The 22,359-nt window shown below is 42.2% G+C and carries 21 protein-coding genes; 8 read left to right on the plus strand and 13 right to left on the minus strand.

The window, feature by feature from the left end; genetic code table 11:
• Position 1 precedes the first annotated feature (1 nt).
• From ACFSJE_RS17065 to ACFSJE_RS17100, 8 genes are all read left to right on the plus strand, one after another.
• Positions 2-943, plus strand: coding sequence for a 1-phosphofructokinase family hexose kinase (locus ACFSJE_RS17065; protein WP_379832078.1), 942 nt, complete (start codon positions 2-4; stop codon positions 941-943).
• A complete protein-coding gene (locus ACFSJE_RS17070; RefSeq protein WP_379832079.1) occupies positions 918-1,877 on the plus strand; it encodes a carbohydrate kinase family protein in 960 nt (319 codons plus the stop codon). Before ACFSJE_RS17065 ends, ACFSJE_RS17070 begins: the two co-directional genes overlap by 26 nt.
• 2 nt (positions 1,878-1,879) lie before the next feature.
• Complete coding sequence (locus tag ACFSJE_RS17075) at positions 1,880-2,704, plus strand: class II fructose-bisphosphate aldolase (protein ID WP_379832080.1); 825 nt, start codon at positions 1,880-1,882, stop codon at positions 2,702-2,704.
• The gene (locus ACFSJE_RS17080; protein WP_379832081.1) at positions 2,694-3,713 is read left to right on the plus strand and encodes an amidohydrolase family protein; all 1,020 of its coding nucleotides are present in this window, start codon (positions 2,694-2,696) and stop codon (positions 3,711-3,713) included. The genes ACFSJE_RS17075 and ACFSJE_RS17080 overlap by 11 nt, the downstream gene beginning before the upstream one ends.
• A gap of 68 nt (positions 3,714-3,781) precedes the next feature.
• Positions 3,782-4,429 carry a carbohydrate-binding family 9-like protein gene (locus ACFSJE_RS17085; protein WP_379832082.1) on the plus strand — a complete coding sequence of 216 codons (648 nt, stop codon included), beginning with the start codon at positions 3,782-3,784 and terminating at the stop codon, positions 4,427-4,429.
• Between the two features lie 44 nt (positions 4,430-4,473).
• On the plus strand, positions 4,474-5,598 hold the full coding sequence (locus ACFSJE_RS17090; RefSeq protein WP_379832083.1) for a M20 family metallopeptidase: 1,125 nt from the start codon (positions 4,474-4,476) through the stop codon (positions 5,596-5,598).
• The gene (locus ACFSJE_RS17095) at positions 5,595-6,632 is read left to right on the plus strand and encodes an NAD-dependent epimerase/dehydratase family protein (RefSeq protein WP_379832084.1); all 1,038 of its coding nucleotides are present in this window, start codon (positions 5,595-5,597) and stop codon (positions 6,630-6,632) included. Before ACFSJE_RS17090 ends, ACFSJE_RS17095 begins: the two co-directional genes overlap by 4 nt.
• Positions 6,633-6,645: 13 nt before the next feature.
• Positions 6,646-7,701, plus strand: a complete 1,056-nt coding sequence (locus ACFSJE_RS17100) for a dihydrodipicolinate synthase family protein (protein ID WP_379832085.1) — start codon at positions 6,646-6,648, stop codon at positions 7,699-7,701.
• 726 nt (positions 7,702-8,427) lie between these two features.
• Here the strand turns inward: ACFSJE_RS17100 and ACFSJE_RS17105 are convergent.
• The 13 genes from ACFSJE_RS17105 to ACFSJE_RS17165 form a co-directional block, all read right to left on the minus strand.
• The gene (locus ACFSJE_RS17105) at positions 8,428-8,787 is read right to left on the minus strand and encodes a transmembrane 220 family protein (RefSeq protein ID WP_379832086.1); all 360 of its coding nucleotides are present in this window, start codon (positions 8,785-8,787) and stop codon (positions 8,428-8,430) included.
• Positions 8,788-8,789: 2 nt separating this feature from the next.
• Positions 8,790-10,163: an alkaline phosphatase family protein gene (locus ACFSJE_RS17110; protein ID WP_379832087.1), complete on the minus strand. Its 1,374-nt coding sequence runs from the start codon at positions 10,161-10,163 to the stop codon at positions 8,790-8,792.
• Entirely contained in the window at positions 10,160-11,350 is a 1,191-nt protein-coding gene (gene eboE / locus ACFSJE_RS17115) for a metabolite traffic protein EboE (protein WP_379832088.1), read from the minus strand. Before eboE ends, ACFSJE_RS17110 begins: the two co-directional genes overlap by 4 nt.
• Entirely contained in the window at positions 11,347-12,516 is a 1,170-nt protein-coding gene (locus tag ACFSJE_RS17120; RefSeq protein WP_379832089.1) for a 3-dehydroquinate synthase, read from the minus strand. Before ACFSJE_RS17120 ends, eboE begins: the two co-directional genes overlap by 4 nt.
• A gap of 1 nt (position 12,517) precedes the next feature.
• Positions 12,518-13,417: a UbiA-like protein EboC gene (gene eboC, locus ACFSJE_RS17125; RefSeq protein ID WP_379832090.1), complete on the minus strand. Its 900-nt coding sequence runs from the start codon at positions 13,415-13,417 to the stop codon at positions 12,518-12,520.
• Entirely contained in the window at positions 13,417-14,325 is a 909-nt protein-coding gene (locus ACFSJE_RS17130; RefSeq protein ID WP_379832091.1) for a TatD family hydrolase, read from the minus strand. Before ACFSJE_RS17130 ends, eboC begins: the two co-directional genes overlap by 1 nt.
• Position 14,326: 1 nt before the next feature.
• On the minus strand, positions 14,327-15,175 hold the full coding sequence (locus tag ACFSJE_RS17135; RefSeq protein ID WP_379832092.1) for an EboA domain-containing protein: 849 nt from the start codon (positions 15,173-15,175) through the stop codon (positions 14,327-14,329).
• Between the two features lie 321 nt (positions 15,176-15,496).
• On the minus strand, positions 15,497-16,375 hold the full coding sequence (locus ACFSJE_RS17140; protein WP_379832093.1) for a sugar phosphate nucleotidyltransferase: 879 nt from the start codon (positions 16,373-16,375) through the stop codon (positions 15,497-15,499).
• A gap of 2 nt (positions 16,376-16,377) precedes the next feature.
• Positions 16,378-17,466, minus strand: a complete 1,089-nt coding sequence (locus ACFSJE_RS17145) for a mevalonate kinase family protein (RefSeq protein ID WP_379832094.1) — start codon at positions 17,464-17,466, stop codon at positions 16,378-16,380.
• Between the two features lie 171 nt (positions 17,467-17,637).
• Positions 17,638-18,795: a galactonate dehydratase gene (gene dgoD, locus ACFSJE_RS17150; RefSeq protein ID WP_379832095.1), complete on the minus strand. Its 1,158-nt coding sequence runs from the start codon at positions 18,793-18,795 to the stop codon at positions 17,638-17,640.
• 2 nt (positions 18,796-18,797) lie between these two features.
• Positions 18,798-19,433, minus strand: coding sequence for a bifunctional 4-hydroxy-2-oxoglutarate aldolase/2-dehydro-3-deoxy-phosphogluconate aldolase (locus tag ACFSJE_RS17155; protein ID WP_379832096.1), 636 nt, complete (start codon positions 19,431-19,433; stop codon positions 18,798-18,800).
• A complete protein-coding gene (locus ACFSJE_RS17160) occupies positions 19,430-20,437 on the minus strand; it encodes a sugar kinase (RefSeq protein ID WP_379832097.1) in 1,008 nt (335 codons plus the stop codon). The genes ACFSJE_RS17155 and ACFSJE_RS17160 overlap by 4 nt, the downstream gene beginning before the upstream one ends.
• A 93-nt stretch (positions 20,438-20,530) precedes the next feature.
• Positions 20,531-22,234 (minus strand): arylsulfatase, encoded by a 1,704-nt coding sequence (locus ACFSJE_RS17165; RefSeq protein ID WP_379832098.1) that lies wholly within the window; start codon positions 22,232-22,234, stop codon positions 20,531-20,533.
• Positions 22,235-22,359 lie beyond the last annotated feature (125 nt).

Below are 22,359 nucleotides of genomic sequence, written 5' to 3' on the forward strand. Positions count from 1 at the left end.
AATGATATTGTGTGTTTGTCCCAATCCCTCAATTGATAAATTGGTATTTATCCGTACTTTCAAAAGAGGGGCCACAAATAGAGTATTTGAAGAAAAATCATACCCAGGCGGCAAGGGTGTGCATGTTGCCATGGGCATTAAGGAAATGGGAGAAGAAGTGGCCTTATTGGCTTTTTGGGGAGGTGCAAGCGGAAAATGGATCAAAGAGCAGTGCGAGGAAAAAGGCATCGCCTGTTATGGCCCAACTTTGGATGAATGGACAAGAACATGCCTGACCATAAAAACTTATGATGAGTTTGATGAAACAGAAATCTTGGGAGCCGGACCAAAAATTGATAGTACGTCTTATAAAACCTTTGTGGATGATTATAAGAAGTTACTCAAAAGCGCATCTCTAGTCAGCATGAGCGGTTCATGGCCCATGAACGATGAGAATTATAATTTTTCTAACTTGATATCCATTGCGGAAGAACACGAGAAAAAATCGATCATAGACTGTTCTGGAGCTTCTTTGACCAATGCATTGGTCAAAAATCCTTTTGGAATACACATTAATCACAATGAGGGCTATGAAATTTACAATACCCATGACCCTTTTGCACTGTTTTCAAAACTTGGGGAACATAGCAAACTGATCGCAGTGACCCTTGGAGCAAAAGGTCTGTATTTATCAGACGGTGAAAAAATTGTGCATGCTTTGAGTAAAGTGGATACGGTAATAAGCACTGTAGGCTGTGGAGACAGTTTAATGGCCGGCCTTGCCGTGGCCCATGTAAAAGGGCATAATCTGGAAGACACCGCCAAACTGGCCGCTTCATGCGGGGCAGCAAACTGTGTGAGGGAAGATTTAGGAATGTTTTATAAAAAGGACGTTGAACTGCTGGAAAATAAATGTACAGTCCGTCTCTTAGACAAAAATGAACAAGTTGAAAAAAAAGTTTGATGTTATAGTCGTAGGAGAGCTTAATGTTGATTTAATTCTAAATCAAATCGTGGGCTATCCTGAAATTGGAAAGGAAATTCTTGCCGATCAAATGACTTTGGCACTCGGGAGTTCCTCTGCAATTTGTGCGAGCAACCTAAGCTCCTTAGGCCTGAACGTGGGATTTATAGGCAAGTTGGGGAAAGACCTATTTGGAAAATTCATCATTCAAGAACTACAGAAAAAAGGTGTGGACACATCCTTGATCATTACAGACCCAAACCTTATAACGGGTGCAACCATCGCCCTTAACTATGATGAGGACAGGGCCATGGTAACATATCAAGGAGCAATGACCCATCTGGGCATTGATGACATAAGAAAGGAAGACCTGAGGTTGGCCCAGCATTTGCACTTTTCCTCATACTTTTTTCAACCCGGATTCCACAACGAACTGCACAACTTGTTCAAAATGGCCCAAAATGAAGGTCTGTCCACCTCTTTGGATGTACAATGGGATCCCGCAGACCAATGGGACCTTGATCTGGAAAAAGTCCTGCCGGCACTGGATGTATTCATTCCAAATGAAGCAGAACTACTAAAACTGTCGAAACAGGAAAATTTGACGGAGGCGATAGATGTTATAAAAGAAAAATGCAACCAATTGGTCGTCAAATGTGGCAATAGAGGTTCTGTACTCTGTTACGATGGCAAAAAAGTTGAAAAAAATGCATTCACCAATAAAAATGTTGTTGATAGCATTGGCGCCGGAGATAGTTTCAACGCAGGCTACATTTCAAAATATGTAAAAGGAAAAAGTCCCGAAGAATGCCAAGAATTTGGAAACCTTATCGGAGCCATTTCCACAACAGATTCTGGAGGAACTGCCGCTTTTAAAGACTTGGACGCCATTATGAAGATAGCCAAGGAAAAATTTAACTATATCCAACACTAAAAATGAAGCTACAAGATAAGTTTATTGAACTTAGGAAGAAACGCCAAGGTATTTTGGCCACCAATTTTTACAATTACGAAACACTGGAAGGGGTATTGTGTGCTGCAAAAGAAACCAATCACCCCATTATTCTTCAATTGACAAAAAGTTCAATTGACTATATGGGATTAAAAGTTGCCTTTAATTTGGCAAAATCCATGTTAGACAAACATGGTGTTGAGGGATGGGTACATTTGGATCATGGAAGCTCCTATGAATTGGCCGCACAATGTCTTGATGCTGGATTCGATTCCGTTATGATCGATGCCAGTGAGCAGCCGTTTAAAGACAATATTGCCATCACAAGCAAAGTGGTAAAATTGGCTGAAAGCTACGGTGCCAACGTGGAAGCAGAACTGGGCTACATTGCCAAATTGGGCCAAGCCAAGGATAATAGTGGATTCACACAACCCGAAGAGGCCAAGCAATTTGCAGAAGTCACTGGAGTAAATGCCCTTGCTGTAGCCATTGGAACAGCCCATGGTTTTTATGACAAGGAACCCAAATTGGACTTGGAAAGGCTATCGGAAATATCGGCAGTCACAGATGTTACCTTAGTGCTACACGGAGGCTCTGGCGTACCCGATGAAAGTCTGAGACAGGCCATAGATAGAGGAATATGCAAAATAAATTTGGCCACAGAAATCAAAAATATCTTCATGCAGACCTTGAAGACCAAATTGTTGACCAATGAGGAAATCGACTTAAGAAAAGTATTTCCAACAGCAACGGAACAGGTTACTAAGCTTGTAAAGAACAAGTTAGACATAGTCCGCAATGAAAAATAAATTGAGGTTTTCCGATCTAGAGAAAATTGATGCACACATGCATTACAATAATTATGACGCCAGTCTTTTGGAACAGGCGGAATTGGACAATTTCTCACTGATCAGTATTAACACAGACGCTCCTTTTTTTGACCCCATTATAGATCAAGAGAAAAAAGTGCTGAACCTCAATACAAACAGGGTCCTTCACATTACCACCTTTACCATGGCAGATTGGGGCAGTTCCAATTGGCTTGATACGGCTATCGACCAAATAAAAAGGGGGATAAAAAATGGGGCTATCGCCGTTAAGTTTTGGAAGAACATCGGAATGGACAGCAGAGATGGGAATGGCAATTTTATCATGTTCGATCATCCCCGTTTTGAACCAGTATTTGACTTCCTGATGGAAAACAACATTCCCATACTAGCCCATTTGGGTGAACCTAAGAATTGTTGGCTTCCCTTGGATGAAATGACCATGAATTCAGATCGGGAATACTTTAGAAGCCACCCAGAATACCACATGGCCAACTTGCCTGATTACCCTTCCTATGAACAACAACTGGCAGCAAGGGATAACGTGCTCAGAAAACACCATGACCTAAGATTTATAGGTGCACATTTCTCCAGTATGGAATGGAGCATAGAAAAAATTGGTGCTTGGTTGGATGAATTTCCCAATACAGCCGTGGATATGGCAGAAAGGATTTGCCATATACAGTTTCAAGCCAAGGACAATTGGAATGGCGTAAGGGATTTTTTCATGAAATATCAGAATCGTATACTGTATGGAACGGACATTATCTATGATAAAACCAACGATCCATCTGAAATTAAAAATAGGGCACATTGGATTTGGTCCCAGGATTGGGAGTTTTTCACAACAAACAACATTATGAAAGCTCCCCAATTTAAAGGCCAATTTAAAGGAGTCGAACTACCTGATGAGGTAATCAAAAAAATATATAGGGATAATGCCCTCACATGGTATCCTTCCCTTCAAAAACACCCTATTGCAAACGTATGAAAACCATGCTTTTGCTCTTAGGTTGTATTTCTGCTACCTATGGTTTCCAACCAAAGGACTCAACAGATATGGATCAGATTAAAGCATATAAAACTTCAGATTTTAAACCTACTGGTGATGGAAAATCCAGTAATTGGAACAAAGCCAAATGGGTAACCATAACGCAACGTTCACATATGGATACGCCCCTGCAAACCAAGGTCAAGGTGCTATATTCAGAGACCGGAATCTACTTTTTATTTCATTGTGAAGACCCAAAGCTCAACGCATCCATTACTGAAGATGGAGCGCATCTGTGGTTAGAAGACGTGGTGGAGGTTTTTATATGGCCCGATACCACCAAAGAGATTTACTTTGAATATGAATTGTCGCCATTAAACCAAGAACTCCCACTAATGGTCATGAATTTTGGCGGCAAACCCCATAGATGGCAAGCATGGTATCATGAGGATGACAGGAATATTGTCCATGGGACTTCGGTTCAGGGAGGGGAAAAAGAAAGCAGTGCCAATATTGAAAGCTGGATGGGGGAATTTTTTATTCCTTACGCTTTGCTATCTCCCATGATTCAAGCTCCGCCAAATTCCGGAACCCAATGGAGAACAAACTTTAATCGCATGGACTATCTCGATGAAAAGGAAATCTACTGGTCTTGGCAAGATTTACCGGGAAGCTTTCATGAAATAACCAGATTTGGAACATTATTATTTGAATAAAAACCTTAGCATATTTTTCTGTGACTGACCAGAAACCACATATATTGGATGTAATTTCCCTGACAAAAGAACTCATACGGTTCAATACCATAAACCCGCCCGGCAATGAGGAAGAAATTGCCCGTTACGTTGGGGGAATTCTTGAGAGCCATGGATTCGCAGTCGATTATCCCAAGTATGACGAGGGCAGACTGCATGTCATTGCCACAAAAGGACTTTCCAACAGCATCCCTCCCATTGTGTTGACCGGGCATTTTGATGTTGTCCCATTGGGCGACAAAACATGGAGCTATAAGCCCTTGGAAGCCGTGATTGAAAATGGGAAACTGTTCGGTCGCGGTTCAACTGACATGAAAGCAGCTGTTGCGGCCATGATCATTGCTGCGGTGGAAAGTTTTGAAGACCAAGCTCCGCCCGGAGGGGTAAAACTTATTCTTACCGCCAATGAGGAATTGGGCTGCTTGGGAGCCAAATCCCTTTGTGATGTTGGGTACGACATTGGTGCAGCCAGTGCCATAATTGTGGGGGAACCCACCTCCAACCTTCCCTACATAGCCCATAAAGGCGGTTTGTACCTTACTGCAAAAACCTTTGGGGTCACTGCCCATTCCTCAATGCCAGAACTAGGAGACAATGCCATTTACAAAGCCGCAAGGGCCATTGCCAAGATTGAGAAACTCAAGTTTGATACAGAAAAGGACCCTAACCTAGGTTATCCAACCATTAATGTTGGAAAAATTGAAGGCGGCCTGAATCTAAACTCTGTGCCGGATAAGGCTGAGTTTACCATCGATGTGAGATCTACCTCAAAATACAAAAACAAACAGGCCCTTCAAAAGTTAAGGGAAATCCTTGGCGAGGAAGTAACGATTGAAAAAATGGTGGATCTAAGTGCGGTCTCTACAGACGAAGACCATCCGTTTATTCAAAAGATCTATGCAATTTGCAAGTTTGACCCAACGCAGAAAAACGCCAAAAAAGCGGCTCCGTTTTTAACCGATGCTTCAGTTCTTACCCCCTGGATTAACGCTCCTACTGTGATTTTGGGACCAGGGGAACCAAAAATGGCGCATCAAACTGATGAATTCTGTTATGTGGACAAAATACATGAAGCCGTTGATCTGTATAAGAAAATTATTATTCAAAATAGTAAACTAAAAAGTTTATGAAAAATTATCCAAAATACTTTTCCAACGAGGAAGAATTGGAAGAAGCCCTTTCTAGGCCAACACCCAAACTGGTTAAAATGATGAAGGAGTTAGATGGAGACTTTATGCTTCTCGGTGTAGCGGGTAAAATGGGAGTCTCCATGGCAAAAATGGCAAAACGTGCTTGTGATGAAGCAGGAGTGAGCAAAAAAATCATTGGGGTTTCAAGGTTCAGTTCGCCCGAACAGCAATCGTTCTTGGAAGAAAGTGGCATAGAGACGATTAAAGGTGACTTGTTGGACCTGGATTTTATCAAAATCCTACCCGATGTCAAAAATATCATCTATTTGGCCGGGATGAAATTTGGCACCGATGGCAACGAAAGCTATACCTGGGCCATGAATTCGTATCTGCCCGGACTTGTGGTTGATCGGTTTAAAAACTCCAGAATTGTCGCATTCTCCACAGGTTGTGTTTATCCTTTGGCAAAAATCAATTCCGGTGGTTGTAAAGAATCAGACGCTACGGGACCCATTGGAGAATATGCAGAATCCTGTTTGGGCAGGGAGCGTCTGTTTGAGTATGGGAGCTTAAAAAATGGTACGGAGGTGATTCTCATCCGCCTAAATTATGCCGTTGAAATGCGATATGGTGTTTTGGTCGACATCGCCAACAAAGTAAAAGACGGTGAAACAATTGATCTCACCATGGGATATGCCAATGTTATCTGGCAAGGTGATGCCAACGATATGATTCTGCGGAGTATTCAACTCTGTTCGTCTCCAGCCAATCATCTCAATGTTAGTGGTGCAGAGACCGTTTCAGTAGCTGAGGTTGCAAAGAAGTTGGGTGAAATCATGGGCAAATATGTCAAACTTACCGGAAAAGAGGCAGACTCAGCCCTACTGGTCAACACCTCAAAATCCCATAAAATATTAGGAAAACCAAGTGTCCCACTTGACCAAGTAATAGCGTGGACAGGGGATTGGATTGATAAGGGAAATCGCCTGTTGGGAAAAGCAACCCATTTTGAAGTTAGAGATGGCAAATACTGATAATACATAAGAAATGGACAACACATTATCAAATGATCTTAAGGAATATCTGCATAGCGGAATGGTCATTCCTGCCAACCCAACCGCTTTGACCAAAAATTTGGAGTTGGATGAGCGAAGACAGCGTGCGCTATCCAGATACTATTTGGACGCTGGGTCGGGCGGTCTTGCCGTGGGAGTACATACCAGTCAATTTGAAATACGGGAAGCCAGACTATATCAACCTGTTTTGGAATTGGCAAAGGAAGAAATTGACCATCATTGCCAGAAAACCAACAAATCAATATTTAGAATAGCGGGTGCTTTAGGAAACACGAATCAAGCTACCCAGGAAGCCAAAATTGCATCCGATTTAGGTTATCATGCGGTATTGCTCAGCTTGGCTGCCCTAAAAAATCAATCCAATGAAGAATTGGTTGCGCATTGCAAAGCGGTTGCGGAAATAATTCCTGTAGTGGGCTTTTACCTGCAGCCTTCCGTAGGCGGTCGTATCTTGGACACTGATTTTTGGAGAAGTTTTTCCCAAATAGAAAATGTGGTCGCCATTAAAATGGCTCCTTTTGACAGATACCATACCATTGATGTTGTCCGAGGGGTGGCAGAATCTGGAAGGGCTCATGAAATTGCCCTTTACACTGGAAACGATGACAATATCGTAGCGGACCTACTCACCGAATATCATATCCCTGTGGGCGATAAAATCATTAAAAAAAGAATCATCGGTGGTTTGTTGGGCCATTGGGCTGTATGGAACAAAAAAGCTGTTGAGCTATATGACAAGGTAAAAAATGCTTCTCCCTCAGATTTGCAGGATTTGCTTTCGCTAGGAATCAAGGTAACAGACTCCAATGCGGCTTTTTTTGATTCCAGGAACGGTTTCAAAGGATCTATTGCAGGTATCCATGAGGTTTTGATCAGGCAAGGTTTGTTGGAAGCCAACTATACCATAAATCCCAACGAAAGATTGAGCCCGGGTCAAAAGGAGGAAATAGATCGGGTTTACAAACTATATCCAGAGCTGAACGATGACAATTTTGTAGCTGAAAACCTGGATAAGTGGATGCGTTAATATTACTGAAATTCATGAATTTAGAAATCGACTTTTTATTTCTAACGAAATAAAAAGATGCCGTTGTAGCCTGCAAAAATTGGGCATGGTTTACCACTTCGGGCAGACAAAAGTGAGACAATAAAAATCGTTTCTATTTGTGGGGCTCCATAGTTTTTTTGTACAAAAGGACCATGAAGGAGCTCCATAGGCTCTTTTGCTTACCTTGAACCTATTACAAATCTTCTTGACAGGAAATTTGAGCCTGTGGTGTTTTACTAACACACATTTTTTCTGTCGCCCTAAGAGAACCTGTTTGATTGCTTTTGGACGAAGACTCCAAATAGATCTTAATGTCTAAAATTCTAATTGGTTTCAGGCAGTCAAAAATTTAAGGATGGGACTACTACATACAATGAATCGTTAATATAGCCGAAAGGTAAGTTCACAAATCCTTTTCCTATTTAAGATGCTTATATATAATAACGCAAACCTAAGAGCAGGCCGGGTTGGCTATTACCTTTTAGGATGTTGCGCTCAATCTTCAGTCAATTGTAGTGAGTCTTTAATTGTAAAGTCACCTATTCGGTGAGCATAAATTTCCGAAAGTTCGAATATCCCTTGTTTACTAGGGTTTCCAGAGATAGGTTCTAGTGCCTCCGGCTCCACTAAAAAAGCCACCTAAAAGGTGGCTTTTTTATTTATTGTTCGCTACTCTTGATAGTCAAGCAGCAGGCTTTTCCTTTCTTAATTCTTTTTATTTACAAATCGTGTTCGAAGGCCATATACCAACATGATTATAGCGGCTATCAAAGAGCCTAAGGACTCTCTCCCTTCCTCAATGTTTACCGTTTTCATGCCATGATTCAGTTGCACTCCCTCATAGGTTTCGGGCCAGTAGGCCACAAAAAGTACCAAAAAGAATAGGGTACAACTAAAATAGACGAAGGGTTTCAGTTTCTTCAATAAAAATAATACTGAAGCCACGGCTGCGACTGCATAAATCAAAATCCATTTTAATGCATCTGGGTCGTTGAACTGCACCACAATGGCATACCCAAACAGCAGTGTAAAAATGATGGCGAAAACTTTAAAGAATGTATCCATACTTATCCAATTACATGATTTTTTAAAATTGCGTATACTTCGGTGGAAAGCAATTCCTTTTGCGGCAGACCTTCCTTTTTATTGGTAATTAAAATTGGCCAATCGTCCTTGTCTTCAGGGATTCTTCCATGGGATCCTTTGACCAGTTCCGCTTTTAGTGGAATGACATCCATGACCGTTCTAAAACCCAATTTCTTTTTTAGCAGCTTCCATAGGACCTTGGCCACAACAAATTTATCCTTTGGATCGGTAAACATCTCTACAGGGTCGTAACCTGGCTTTTTGTGGATGTCCACCATTCGGGCGTAGTCTGGGGCAACGGCATCATCCTCCCAAAAATAATAGGTAAACCAGCTATCCTTGTCCGCTACGAGCACAAAATCTCCCGCTCGGTCATGATTTAAATGGTTGCTTTCCAGCTGATTTTTAGGAATTACCCGTTCAACTCCGGGAATGGTTTTAAGATAATCGTGAAGTTTTTCAGCTTCGGAAGGCTCCTTGAGGTATACATGTGCTATTTGATGGTCCGCCACGGCAAAAGCTTTGCTTGCACCAGCATCCAAAAGTTCGAGCTCTCTTTCTATCCGAATATCCAAATAGCCTTGCTTTCGTAAATATCGATTGATATGGATAGGGTTGGAAACATCCGTGATGCCATATTCGGAGATAAGCATAATGTTGGCCGATTGCTTTTCAAAATGCTCTACCAAATCCTTGGCAACTGCATCAATTTCCCGTAAATCCTTTTGAATGATATCAAAGTTCAATCCGTGCCGTTGAATGTTGTAGTCCAAATGGGGCAAATAGACCAATGTCAGGGTCGGGTTGTTTTCCTTGTCCATTTCAATGGCGGCATCGGCTATCCACTTACTGGATTCAATGGATGTTTTTGGGCCCCAAAATTTGAATAAGGGAAAGGTGCCCAATTTTGTCTGCAATTTGTCCCGCAGTCCTGCTGGGTACGTATAAATATCCGGAATCTTCCTACCATCGGCCAAATAGTTGGGGCGCGGCGTGGCACTGAAATCCACGGTGCTATACATGTTGTACCACCAAAACATATTGGCACAGGTAAATTTTGGGTTGATGGTTTTTAGTTCATCCCAAATTTTAGGGGATTGTACCAAAGGATTGCCCTGTCTCCAAAATTTCACCTCCAACTCATCCTTAAAATACCATCCATTACCCACAATTCCATGTTGCGATGGCCATTCTCCGGTAAGATAAGTGCTTTGGGCTGAACAGGTAACCGCAGGTAGAACAGGTTGAATCACACTTCCCTGCCCCTTCTCCAAAAAGGATTTTATAAATGGGGTATGCTCCCCTATCAGTCTTTGGGTGAGTCCAACAATGTTGATGACAACCGTCTTGTTCATTTTAATCTTGATTTCATCCAGTCCAGCTCCCGAGCAATGGATTCTGTGATAGGTAGCTTCAATTGTTCGGGCAGAACATCCCAAGTGTATGTTTCCACTTCAATATGATTACTGACAAAATTTCGCTCCAAATACGCCAACACCTTTATAATTTGGTCTTGGGTAGATTGCAACAATCCGTAGTCCTCCAAAAATATGGGGACATGAAAATGGGAACGCAGTTCATCAAATGGAGCCTTTTTTTCCAAAACAACGGGCAAATCGTTATAAGTCACCACCTTTCCGTTTATTTTTTCGGTGACTTGATGCAAATACACGGGTTCATTGAATTGTGCCAGCGTATCCCAAAGCTCCTCTTCATTATCATGATTATTGAGAATCTTCAACGCGGCACTCACTTGTATTTTGCCAACTTTTATCCCTGCCTCCTTAAACCGTTCAAAGGTCAAATTTGGCTCTTCATACGCAAGTGCTAAATGACATACATCATAACAGACCGTAATGTAGCGTTTCAGTAATTCCTCTACCTTATTTTCACCAAAATTGAAGGTTTTGAATACTTTTTTGGCTTCCGGGATGAGATAAGTATCAAAAAAATGAAGCACCTCTTGGGTGTTTTCCAAGAAACCGTCCGGTTCTGGTTCCACATCCAGGTGCATGTATCGCCCAGATTCCTTTTCTGTTTGATACAATTCCAACGCCACTTGCGCCATATGCTTCGCTCCTTGAACAAAAGCTTGCTGTTTTTGCGCATCACTTTTAAACCAATGCTTATACGAAATGGGTGAGGTAGAAATACCACATTCCAATTCTGTGGGTGCAAGATTATCCAGTTGTTGGAAAAGCCTCAAAGTATACTTCAATCGGTCCTTAGTCGTCCAATCGGGCACATGGACTTGGTCCTTGACCGGTTCTCCGTGAAAGTTCCCGTAGGGAAACCCGTTCATGGTAAATATGTAGCAATCATTTTCTGAAAGCCAATCCTTGAATCCTTCCAGTTGTCCATCATTCAACTCCAAACTTGCTGTATTGCCCAACCGAAGTCCCAATCCAAATGGCTCATTTGGTGAAACGGCTTTTTTAATTTGAGGCAAATTTTGCTTTAAACTGGCAAAAGTTTCGTCCCAATCTCCGCCAGCATGAATATTAGTGCAATAGGTTAAATGATACGTATTGTTAATTTTCATAGGGAATTCTGTGGTTTCAGGATGAAGCTTCGAATGGCTTGCTCCATAACTTCGTAGTCAATGGTGTGGACATCTTTTTGTTTTCCAATTTCTGAAATTAGGGTGATGGTGAGTTCGCCTCCCAAGTGCTCCCTAAATTCTTCAATTCCTTTTAAAAGCTCCTTGATTTCCCCATCATTTTCCAAAGGTACTTCCAAATGAAAGCCTACTTTCTTCATAACGGAAAGGATTCTGTCCAAATCTTCACCCAACAAACCAATTAACTGGGCATACACCAAATCGATGGCCATACCAATAGCGACCGCTTCCCCATGCCTTAAGGCATATTGGGTCATAAATTCCATTTTATGGGCCGACCAATGTCCAAAATCCAAAGGTCGGGAAGAGCCATTTTCAAAAGGGTCCCCTCCTTTGGCGATGTGTTCCATGTGCAATTCCGCACAACGATGAATGAGATAGGCCATGGGTTCCATCTCGCGATTGGCCAATGCTTGAGCGTTGGATTCGATAAATTCAAAGAACTTTTGGTCCTTCAACAAAGCTACTTTAATGGCTTCCGCAATGCCTGCCACCCAATCTCGCTGCTCCAAGGTTTGCAAGAAATCCAAATCGTTAATGATGGCGAACGGAATGGAGAATGTTCCCAGAAAATTCTTTTTTCCAAAGGCATTGACACTGTTTTTCACACCAACAGCCGCATCATTTTGAGCCAAAACGGTGGTGGGAATTCGAATAAGTTGAACGCCCCTATGTGCGATGGTGGATGCATACCCTGCCATATCCACAACGGCGCCCCCTCCAATGGCAATCACAAATGAATGCCTGCAAATTGCATTGTTGTTGATGGCCTCCAAACATTTTTCAACGCTGGACTGGTCCTTTTTACTCTGCTCTCCACCCGGAACCACGATCAATTCCGTGAATTGGATTTGATTTTGAAATTGATGGCAATATGCTTTTATTTCTTCTTGAAGATGCGAATGGTTATCCATAACACCTTCATCCACAATGAACAAACATTTTATGGCTTCATTGGGTCGATACGAAGCCAACACATTTTTGAACAAAGGATTATCCAATGCGAATAATTGCTGGGTAAAAAATAGTTGATATGTATACCGTACTTTAAATTCTTGCTGAATTGTAGGTAGTGAATTTTTATCCATATTAGGTAACTGCAAATTGTTTGGCCAAATACATTGATAATGGTAGCAACAACAGCACAACCAATCCAATGATGATATTGGCGTGGGCGACCGCAAGGGCAGCATCCAACAAAATTATGGACAAAACTCCAGCCTTTACTGCTTTTTTGATATTTATCGGTGTATTTTCCTTGTAAGCCCTTATTAATGGCCTAAATACCATAAATGCGAAAAGCCCCAAAAATAGAAGATACCACAGACTTCCTTCGGCATAAACACAGTGCAGGTAATACACCCCAAGGAGCACTGCTACATAAAGTAAACCTGCTACTATAATATTACCCTTGTTTTTACCATGCACCTCACCCCTGCTGACCATGGTTACCGCAAAAATAAATACGATGGGCACCAATACATAGGGCCACTGCCCATATCCATTTAAAAGTGAGATGCCCATAAAGAGATTTAACCCGCGGCATATTCCCATATTGAGCGGTCCAAAAAATGCATGATGCTTGGCAAACTTATCGTAGGAAAGAATGGATATGGCCAAAAAAACCGAAACTATACCGCAGATGTTGTTCACCAAAAAGGCAAGTCCAATTCCAATGAAAAGCAACACGAACCCAAATGCCCTTGCGTTTCCCAAGGGCACCACGCCACTTGGAATTGGTCTTTCGGGACGCTCCACTTTATCAATTTCAATATCGAAGACATCGTTGAGCACCACACCTCCAGCGTATAAAAAAACGGAGGCTAAAATCAAGGGGATGAATAAAAATGACCCCACGACTGGAAGTTGAAATGCATCCAAATGGGCAAACAGACCTGCAATGGAAATTCCTGCGATGATATCCGCCGCCGCGGTAGGAAGATTGGCAGGTCTACATAATTGAAAATATGCCTTTAAACGCGGCCCCATTAAACAATTTTGTTATCCCCAACTTTAGGCTCCTGACCGCGAAGAACGCTATTGTCATTATAGAGTTTGCGTTGATCTATGGCCTCTGGTGTTAACCAGTGTTCCTCCTTCATTTTGCCAGATCTTCCAAAAAAGTCCAAGGCATTTTTATAGACCGTTTTTACCACATCCTCGTGCGAAATCCCACTTTGGAGCATCAAATTTGCGGTTTTTGGCACTGCCAATGGGTCACTAACGCCCCAATCCGCAGAGCTATCCACGATAATATCTGTACTACCAAACTTTTTTACGACCTCAACCATCCGTTGATTTCCCATTTTGGTTTTGGGATAAATGGTAAATGCGGCCACAAAACCACGATCCAGAACATCCTTTACGGTTTCCTCGTTATTGTGGTCTATCACCACCATCCCAGGATCCAATCCGTGTTCAAGACAGACCTCCATACTTCTGATAGTACCCGCCTTTTTATCCCTATGCGGAGTGTGCACCTGCACCATCATTCCAAAAGCCTTGGCCAACTCCAATTGTTCCCTGAAGAAACGATCTTCTGCCTTGGTTTGGTCATCGTACCCTATTTCACCAATAGCCACAACATTTTCCTTATGCAAATAGAGCGGCAACAATTCCATTACTTCTTCTGCAAGTGGGACATTATTGGCCTCTTTTGAGTTTAGACCGATGGTACAATAATGCTTTATGCCAAACTGTGATGCCCTGAAGGGTTCCCACCCCACAAGGCTACTGAAATAATCTTGAAACGAACCTACTTGAGTCCTTGGTTGTCCCATCCAAAAGGCAGGTTCTATTATGGCAACAATGCCAGCTGCTGCCATGGCCTCATAATCATCCGTGGTTCTTGAGGTCATGTGGACGTGGGGGTCTATGATCATCATTTTATCATCCATCCTATTCTATATTTTTCCAGTTTAGATCACCATTTTCAACCGCTTGAAAATAGGTGTCATATTGATTTAGTAATTTTTTAGCCTTTTCAGATTCCGAATTGTAGCATACCAACGTAGCGGCTTTTTGTTCCCTTTTATCCTCACTTTGAAATAACCTTTCAATGTCTTTCAATAAAGATTCGTCCAAAAAGTTGGAAACTGGTCTCCAGAACAAAGGGTCAACACTTCGTGACGCCGCCCATCTCTCATGTGCATAATCTGAGATTATCCGTGCCAATTCCTTGTTGGCCATGGTATCAATCTCGGGTATTTTTTTCAGATTCTGCTGCATAAAAGCTGCCTTCAAATACATCTGGTTCCATTCCTCCGTTTCAAAAAACTTTGAAGGATATGGGTTATTTTGGGATATGGCATTAAACACATTGGCAATATTTGTCCGCAGTGCCTCTACGGCAACGAATTTAAAATGTTCCGCATTTGGCAATAGAATCAAATACTTTAAAAAAGTTTCCAACTCCGTTTTATCCGCTACCTGAATCAGTTGTTGAACGGGTTGCAGAAAATTATCATCTGACTGTAAAGCCGCGATAAGAAGATAAATTCTGGAAATCTCCAAAGTGGAAGCTTCTTGCAACTCCAAATAGGTTTTCCATGCAAAGTCCTTTTCCCCAAAATCAGTTATGGGTCTATCCTGTATTTTGGAAGTAGACAAACTGTAGGTAATGTATAACTCCTTTTTACTTCTTGAATCAAGGATTTTTTCCACCGCAGTGGTCAACCACTCGTATTCAGTATCAGTTAAGTTTACTCGTAATACTTCTGAGAGATAATCTTTAGAGGTTTTGCCCATAATGCTTAGACCAACATGTTGGTCCCAAAAAATATTAAGTGCTTGGAGAAGTTAAGAACATTTGCCAAATTTTGCCAAAAAAATAATGCTCAATACTTAGTTGATTTCGTGGTCAAAAAAAGCCTGCTCTTATTGTAGAAATAATTCACAATTCCCAATAAACATTCGTGAAATCTATAAAATATTTTTGGTAACAACAACATTTTCCGGCCCCATAAACCCATACAGCATGTTGTTTTAGCTTTTCCTTCACATAGTTGAGATAAAAGCTTGGTGATAAGGGCACCCACTACACCAAAATTTAACCAAAAGGGCACTCCTTTAATCCCAGTCCAATACAGGGTAATGTGTTTCCAAGTACTTTTTCATTTCAATAATATCATCCTTTGCAGTTAAATCAGGAACATGCTCCGAAAAAGGAATTCCTATCACTGTAAGTGGATGTTCTTGCAACATGTTCAAAAGTGCGGTGGGCAATTCTTTTTCGTTTCGCTCGGGATGAACAGGGCAATTTTTTAAAAAAGGGTACATTTTTGGACCATCGAAAGTAAAGATGTTCATACTAACCCTCAACTTTCCATTTTCATCCTTGTAGGCATCCACTTCATTGGCGACCGGCTTTTCAATGATATCCAACAAATGACCTTTGTCATCCAATTTGGCTAAAGCGAAGCGTGCTATCCGTTCTTCGGAGAATTGCATGGCGTCCCTATCATAAGCAATGAAGGCATTTGGTGCCGAGATATTCCGTAATGCTTCAAAAGCTTTAATGGAATAAAGATTGTCACTATTGCAGACCGAGTAGCGCTCCGTATTCAATTCTGGATATTGTTCAACAGCTTGGAGCAGGGCATCTGCCGTCCCGAAGGGTTTTACTCGTCCCTCCGGCACATATTGCGTGGCAAATAATATCTGCAAACCATGAAATATACCCTTATGGTCCGCATCATAAAATTCCCGGAACTTCTTGCCATTTTCACCAATGACAAGGTAGATTTTGGTGTATCCTGCTTTTTTGGCGTTGAATAGCACATAGTCAAGCATGGGACGCCCATTCTGCCCAACACCAATTAGCCCCTTACTCAACTCATTTGCTTGTTTGATTTGCTCACTACTGAGTCCCTCTTGATTTAAAGCTTCTCTCTTCATTCTGGAGGAGGTTCCCCCAGCCAAAATCACTAAACTCGAAATTGGGTCCATGCTTATAAATTTTGTTCGATTACCCGCACACCAGAATCGACCTGAACGGAATAGGCATTCTTAGCGCCCGCTGCCTTTAAGGCTTGTATGATGCTGTCCTCTTCACCTTCCCTTGCCAGCACCACAATACTCCCGCCTCGTCCAGAGCCAACAATCTTTGCTCCCAAAGCACCTGCGGTCATGGCTCCATCAACCATATTGTCTATTAACGGAAGTGTGATTTGCAAATCATCTCGTAAAATCTGATGATGCTGATTGATTAAATCTCCAATTATTTCAAAATCCAGATCGGACTTTTTAAACTCCTTCAAAGCTTTTTGGGTTATATCATGATTCAGAACGGCAGCTTTCAAATAAATTTTCAGATCATCGGATACATAACTGGAATATTTTGGAAGGTCCGCTGGCCCAATGGCTCTTATATCAAAATCTGGAACTTTCTGGTGCACCTGATTAATGGACAACAATGCTTTTTCCTTCAACTGCCCCAATACACCCGTTGTTTCTTTTGGTATTCCTGATTCAGCCACAATGAGACCTGGCAGTTTTAAATTGAAAGTCTCATAAAAAGTGGGGCCACTGGTCTCCAAATAGATGATATTACCCAATCCTATGCTGTACTGATCCATTTTTCCACCGGGGAAACCATGGAACTCAACCTCCGCTTCGTAGGCCACTTTCGAAATGAATTCTTTGGTTATGGATTGGTCACATCCATATACAGAGAGTAAAAACTGTACCCATGCAACAATTACAGCGCTTGAACTGGATGTCCCTGCATTTATAGGAAGGTTACCAGAAATGGTGACATCATACCCTTGGTTTGGATGACAACCGTATCCTTCTAGGATTTTCATTGCGGCAAGGAGGTAATCCCCTTTCTTGACCGTACCAATTGGCTTCGATATATCAATAGTCCGCTGTTCGCCAATATCAGGTTTGTTCAGTACAAGCGTCATGCTTGAATTTTGTTCTGCTTTTAACGTAATATACCTATTGATTGCACAGGCAATAATGGGCAATCCCAAATAATCTTGATGATCCCCGAACAAACACGTTCTCCCTGGCGCCCTTACAATGATACTTTTCAATTTGCTCTAGGATTTAAGTTTCTTCACATCAATTATTTGACCTGTTTTACAATTTGAATCAGGCTCAAAACCAGCGCAAGATAGAGAATTGGATACGTACAATTATGGGTTTTAGTTTTGAATTAGGGATATGAATTTCTCATACGATTGATTTAGGAAGCCAGAATTGACTTACCATTCCGTAAAGCTTCCATCCTTGTTCCTCCAGATGGGATTTTTCCAGTTGTGACCAATTTTTTTGGCTTCGTTCAATTTTTTCTCATTGATTTCAATCCCAAGTCCGGGTTTGGTCAACAATTCCAGATACCCATCTTTGACATTAAAAACTTCAGGATTGTCCACATAATCCAAAATATCAAAACCTTCATTATAGTGAATGCCCAAACTGCTCTCTTGTATGATGGCATTGGGTGACGCAAAATCCAAATGAAGTGCTGAAGCAAGGGAAATGGGTCCCAATGGACAATGAGGTGCAATGGCCACATCATAGGCCTCGGCCATAGCCGCAATTCTTCTCACCTCTGAAATGCCACCAGCATGACTCAGGTCGGGTTGGATGATATCCACCACCCCCTCATGAAGGATTTCCTTAAAATCCCATCGGGAAAACATCCGCTCTCCCGTGGCAATTGGAATACTGGAATAGGAATAGATATGCTTGAGCACTTGGCTATTTTCGCTCAGCACAGGCTCTTCAATAAATAAGGGTTCATAAGGTGCAAGTTCATCGATAAGTCTTTTTACCATAGGTTTGTGAACCCTCCCGTGAAAGTCCAACCCTATATCAATGGTATTCCCAAATTCCTCTCTTAAAAGTTTAATATTGCTGGCAACACTTTTAACCTCTTTTATGGACGAAACCCATTCCATAGGTCCAGTCGCATTCATTTTGAACGCCTGATACCCTTGTGAAACCCGCTGTTGTGCTTGCTCCAAAATCACATCTGGGTTATCCCCACCAATCCAACAATACATTTTCATTCGATCACGAACGCTACCTCCCAAAAGTTCATAGACGGGTACGTTCAAAGCTTTACCTTTAATATCCCACAACGCCTGGTCTATTCCGGAAAGGGCACTCATTAAAATGGGGCCTCCCCTGTAAAATCCGCCGCGATATAGCACTTGCCAAATATCTTCAATTTGATTTGCTGTTCGCCCAATTAAATAAGGTTGTAATTCCTGAACACATGCTGCCACGGTATCTGCCCTGCCCTCAACCACAGGTTCCCCCCAGCCTACTATTCCAGATTTGGTAGTGACTTTTACGAATAACCATCGAGGTGGCACCTTGAACAGTTCAATATTTTCTATTCTTAAATGATCCATTGTCATTTGTTTACTTTTTCAAAAAATGCCCTTACAGTTCTTTCCAAGGATTCGGAACTCCCATCCGATTCAATACAATTCGTCAACACACTACCAAGGCCCACTCCCGAAGCTCCTGCTGACATCCATTCTTCCACATTGGACAAATCAATCCCCCCAACAACAAAAAAGTCGATGTTGTTCAGTGGCCCCTTTATCGATTTGAAATAATCAAGGCCCATGGCTCCCGCAGGAAAAAGTTTAATGATATCGGCATTGTGATTTGCGGCCGTACAAATTTCAGTGGGTGTTAGCGCACCCATCACCACAGGAATCTCATTTTGATGCGCAATAGTGACAACCTCCGGATTGGTATTGGGCGTAACCAAAAATTGAGCGCCCGAGGCAATCGATTTTTTGGCTATTTCCACATCGGTCACCGTTCCTGCACCGATTAAGATGGAGTTGTCTGCGTATCGTCTCCGTGCATTGGTTATTTCTTCCAAATACCCGGGAGTGTTCGAGGTAATTTCCAACACCTTAACCTTTGCAGCAACCAGTTTGTCCACAAAAACAGAAACTTTCGATTGCTCCTTTAGACGAACAATGGCCATTAACTTCCCCTGTTTTATTTTAGTAACGATTTCCTGTCGTGTCATCGCAATACATGTCCTTTTGTGTTACCGTCCATTACAGAGCGGATTTCTTGTTCGGTACTGGTATGTTGGTCCCCCTTTACGGTATGTTTTAATGCAAAAGCCGCGGTGGCAAAATCAATGATTTCCTTTCCATCCCATCCTAGGTTAATGCCATGTAAAAATGCTCCCGCAAAGGCATCCCCAGTACCAAAGCGGTCCAGTACATTTACATCAATGGCCTGTGAAATATGTTGTTGTCCGTTTGATAAAAACACCCCCGAAACGGTATTATGACTTGCTGAAGTGTGGTCCCTAACAGTTAACGCCAATTGCTTTATCCCGAATTTTTCGGAAGCTATTTGGGCAACTTCCAAGGTTTCTTCCAAGGGATTGTTCGCTTGTTTTTCAATACCATAAACGTCTTTTAGAGCCCCCGTATTTCCGAAGAGCAGGTCGGTATGCTCCAGTATTTGATCAAAGATGATACGTGCGTCCTCAGATTTGCGCCACAATGACCTCCTAAAATTCATATCAAAAGCCACTTTAACCCCCTTTCGCTTGGCAATAGCTGCAGCTTTTATGGTTTCGATGGAGCATTGTTCCGAGAGCACCGGGGTGATTCCACTCAAAAATATCCAGTTCTTATTTTCAAAGATTTGCTCCCAGTTGAACTCATTTTCCCCTATTCCACTTATTGCACTATTTTCCCGGTCATAAATAACGCTGGATGGGCGAATTGATGCTCCCAATTCAATAAAATAGGTTCCCATACGCTTTCCGCCCCTACTGATATGTTGTGTGCCTATTCCGTAGGAACGCAACGAGGCCATAGCGGCGTCGCCCAATTGATTTGCAGGAAGTTTTGTGACGTAGCTCACCTTGTTTCCAAGGATTCCCAACGCAGTTGCCACATTGGATTCGGAACCGGCATAATTCACATCAAAAGCATGTGCAGAATTAATTTTAGCGGCATGCTCCACGGGTGTCAACCGCAGCATGATTTCCCCAAATGTTACAAAACTCATAGTTCCCGAATGAATTTTAGGTGGTTTGTTTTCGGCTATACAAGATAGGTCTTAATTGTTTCCCATTGGCACTTTACAAAGGTCTTTTCCTGATTACTCTGCTCGACCGGTAAGGTTATCGGGGTCTTCATAATCGATTCGATTGGGTATCGAATTTTCACCTGAGGGTTTTGGCCATGCCTTGGTCTCAAAGGCCATTTTTTCCCACAAACCTTTCAATTCAGCGACCATTTCGGGTTTTTGGGTCGCCAAATCATGTGTTTCCGTGCGATCATTGACAATATTGTACAACTCCCAAAGGGTTTCATCCGAAGGATCTACTGTCACGAGCTTCCAATCGCCCTTGCGTATGGCGGCATGTCCTTCATGTTCCCAGAAAATGACATCGTGCTTTTGCTCATCCTTGCCTTTAAAGTTATCACCCAAACTAATCCCTCTTTTTGATAAAATAGGCTTTCCGTTGTAGGTTTCTGGATAGGTAGCCCCAGAAATGTCTAGACAAGTGGCCATAATGTCCACCAAATGCCCCGGTTCGGCATCCATAATACCAGATTTTACAATTCCTTTTGGCCAATGGGCAATCAACGGGGTAGAGATACCGCCTTCGTGGGTGAACCGTTTGAATTTTCGAAATGGCGTATTGCTGGTAACCGTCCAAACACGCCCTTGACTGGCCCCTTCCCGAGCTGAATTTTTTCTCCAGTCTTCATAATTTCGACTGGTATTGGTGCCCCATTTCCAACCATAGTCCTCTCCCATCGGCTCCGCGGAACATCCATTATCAGACAGGAAAAGAATCAATGTATTGTCCAATGCCCCCTTTTCCTTTAAATGGTCCACAATTCGACCAATATTTTTATCCATAATATCAATTTGGGCGGCATAAATCGCTCTCATGAATTTTAGGTCCTGCTGGACGGTATCCGGCAAAGAAGCCCATTCAGGGGTGTCCTGCTCCGGCAAATCCCAATCTTCGGATACCAATCCCATTTCCTTCATTTTTTGATATTTCTCCAATCTGAGCGCTTCGTATCCTCCGGAGTATTTGTCTTTGTACTTGGCGATAACATCATCATGCGCTTCCAAAGGCCAATGTGGGGCATTGTAGGCCACATATTCAAAGAAGGGCTTTTTCTCTTCAAGTGCCTTATCGATGTGTTCGATAGCCTTGGTGGTGAAGACATCAGTGGTGTACCATTCCTTATTATTGGGTTGAGGCTCATACTCCCCAGGATTAGAAGTCGCCGGTATTATAATTTTGCCATTTTCATAGATTTCGCAGGTTTCCAAAACCTTAAAATAACTGTCAATCCAATTATGAATCACGTAGGTGTTTTGAAAACCACGGTTTTCTGGCCATGACTCACGTTCTGTTCCCGCATGCCACTTACCAGACATCCCGGTAGAATAGCCCACTTCTGACAATACTTGGGGAATGGTTACAACGGAATCGTTCAAAACTCCTAAATAACCAGGACCTTGGTTACTCCCCGTCATGTGCCCTATACCCGCTTCGGAAGGATATACCCCTGTCATTAAGCTGGCACGGGTTGGACAGCATCGGGCGGCATTGTAAAATTGCGTGAATTTGATTCCATTTTGAGCCAGACCATCCAAATTAGGTGTGGAAATTTCCCCACCGTAGCAACCCAAATCCGAATAGCCCATATCGTCGGCCATGATCAAAACAATGTTGGGCCTTTCATTTGGTTGCTCCTTTTGTTCTTGTTTGGAATTGCAACCCACGAAAGCCAAGGTTGCCAATACTAAAGCTCCACTGTATTTTAATCTTGTCATCATTTTTGAATTAATTAAATGCCGAACGCATTGATTTATAGGTTTTATCCGAAGAAATCTTCCATCGGAATCTATTTTTCTGTTTAAACTACCCCTCTACTAAATTTCAACATCAACTTTCAGAG

The organism is Flagellimonas iocasae, assembly GCF_042682725.1.
In the GTDB taxonomy this organism is placed as follows: Bacteria; Bacteroidota; Bacteroidia; order Flavobacteriales; family Flavobacteriaceae; genus Flagellimonas; species Flagellimonas iocasae.